Below are 2,402 nucleotides of genomic sequence, written 5' to 3' on the forward strand. Positions count from 1 at the left end.
TGATCTTTTTTGTTGGGCGCCTTCTTTTGCGAGGCGCTTCGGGTCAAGTGAAGTCAGTGACCGCCAATTTGACAGAATTGCACCCTCAAAATGTGCTGTTAACTGCAAACTGTCGGGGCGATACCTTTCTATTTCAGGTTACCATAACCAGTCCGCACAGGACATTCCGTTATTAGCACTGCCGCCACTCCGAAACCATCCTTACACCGAGACGAAAAGTCTCACTCAAGGGCGGTGTGGAGCGATAAAAACGGTCTGTATTCGTGATAATTTGTGCTCCATTCTGGTTTTATTTTGGTAAAATGTATTAATTCGTTTGCCCGGTCAAGAAAAAGCAACAAAAAGCCACACGATCGCAAATCGTTTTAACTTTGGAGCACAGGCAGTGCACTGGAGGAGTTTCATCCAATCGAAAAACCGCTGAATTGCGCCGGGTTCTCTGGAAGCTTCGATCCCTGGATAGGGTGGGGCCAAGGTAAAAAACAGCAAACAAACATCCTTTTGGGGCCCACAAACGTGCGGCGGGAGCCGGACAGCCAAGAGTGGTAAAATTCTGGTGCGAATCTCTTCAGTGCAGGAAACGTTCATGACTATTCGCACATGTCCTTCACCGTGATGAACATCTGGCCCGTTTCATAGCCGTTTTCACATGGTCCCTTGCGCCTTTGCGTAGCTCCACATTGTAAAAGACTCATCAAGAAGCCGACCCCGAAATCAGCGGCGATTGGTTAATTTGGCCGCTTATTTGAACTCGTCAAACGTCTCTCTGACAGCATCATCCACGGTCCCGGCCCGCAATCTGCCGCCATCGTTGTCGCAGGCATCCTCTAAGGCCTACCAAAGATGGTCCATTTGCAAAAATGGTTGAAAGCTCGTACCGGCAGATCTCAATGCGGCGGAAATTCTGGGGCGTAAAGTGTCTGATGCATAGGTTCTGTTGGCTAATTATCTTCATAACCCTGACGGGGTGCGCGGCGAAAACCTACAATGAAATTGACATGATGCCTTCGCCAACGGTCTTTGCCAATGGCACGCTTGACCCGTTCGGGGATGTGACCGAGGGTAATTTCGAGTCGCGGGCGCGTCTGTTTTACGCAACCGACCGCCAGCCCAAAGAACCGGACGACCCGCAGAAAAGCTACAATAACGCACGGGGGCAAGTGCAGCGCGCGGGTGTCGCGCAGGTTGCGTCGGACCCGCCGCTTGAAACCTGGGAAAATGTACGGCGCATAACACTCGCCGCGGCGCGGGATCAGGACTATAGACTGCGGGTGGTGGGCGTGACCGAGACCGGCATTCTGCCGTTCAGCGCTATCAATTACATGGATACGCCACGCAGCCGTGCCGAAGTCGAAGCCGCCGGCAGCCAATTTGCGTCGCAAATCAATGCGCAATTGGCACAATCGGCCAACAAGGACATTTTCATCTACATTCATGGCTATAATGTGGATTTCGACTATTCCACATTAGTCTCAAGCCAGTTGCAGCATTTCCTGGGCTATCGGGGCACTTTCATCAGTTACAACTGGACAGCAACCCCAAATACGCTGGCCTATTTCCGCGATCAGGAATCGGCGCTGGCCTCGCGACGCTATCTGCGCGCGCTGATTGCCTTTCTTTCGACCCATACCAATGCCCGTTGCATTCACCTGATCGGCTACAGTGCCGGGACAAGGCTGGCATTTGACGCCGCCTATCAAATTGGGTAGGGGGCCGAGGGAAACGCGCGGTTGGGCAAGCTCGTCCTGATCGGCAGCGATCTGGACCGTGCTTATTTCATTCATGCCATCGAGGACGGTCTTCTCGATGCGGTTACGGATCTGGCGATCTATCCGTCGCAAACGGATTCCGCCCTGGCGATGTCTAGGCTCGTTTTTGGCCGCAAGCGCGTCGGAGAGACCTCGCCGCCCGGCGAAGCAGTGCCTGCGGTGCAAGCGGAACTGGCCCGGACCCCAAAGCTGCATGTCATCGACGTGACGGATGCCGAAGAGGCGGGCACTGGCAACGGGCATTGGTACTTCCGGTCTTCACCATGGGCTAGCAGCGATCTTTTCCTATCATTGCTGACCAACAAAGACCCCGCCGCGCGCGGTCTGGTGCGCGCACCCGGCGAATTCATCTGGCGTTTTCCAAACGATTATCCGCAAAGGATCAGGGAACTGGGGCGTTTTTACTGAAGGTCAGGAACCGTCTGTTTATCCCCTTCTGTTCTCTATTGTGATCAGCTTGCCACACGAGGCTCCCTCGGATCACATCGAAACTCTTATGTAAGTTCATCCATAGGTCAGGCTTATGACGTTGAAGATATAATCGATTTTTCTTGGCATATTAATCTGTCAAGATACCATTGCTCAAATGTGAATTTTACGCCGCGCAAGAATGGCGAACCTGTCAAACAATTC

1 pseudogene is annotated in these 2,402 nt (G+C 52.9%); it reads left to right on the forward strand.

What is annotated here, in order from left to right:
• The first annotated feature begins 1,322 nt into the window (after positions 1 to 1,322).
• A pseudogene (locus AC2FLO_RS17530) lies at positions 1,323 to 2,177 on the forward strand (alpha/beta hydrolase).
• Positions 2,178 to 2,402: the final 225 nt, after the last annotated feature.

It is taken from the genome of Ruegeria sp. TASC047 (genome assembly GCF_059612445.1).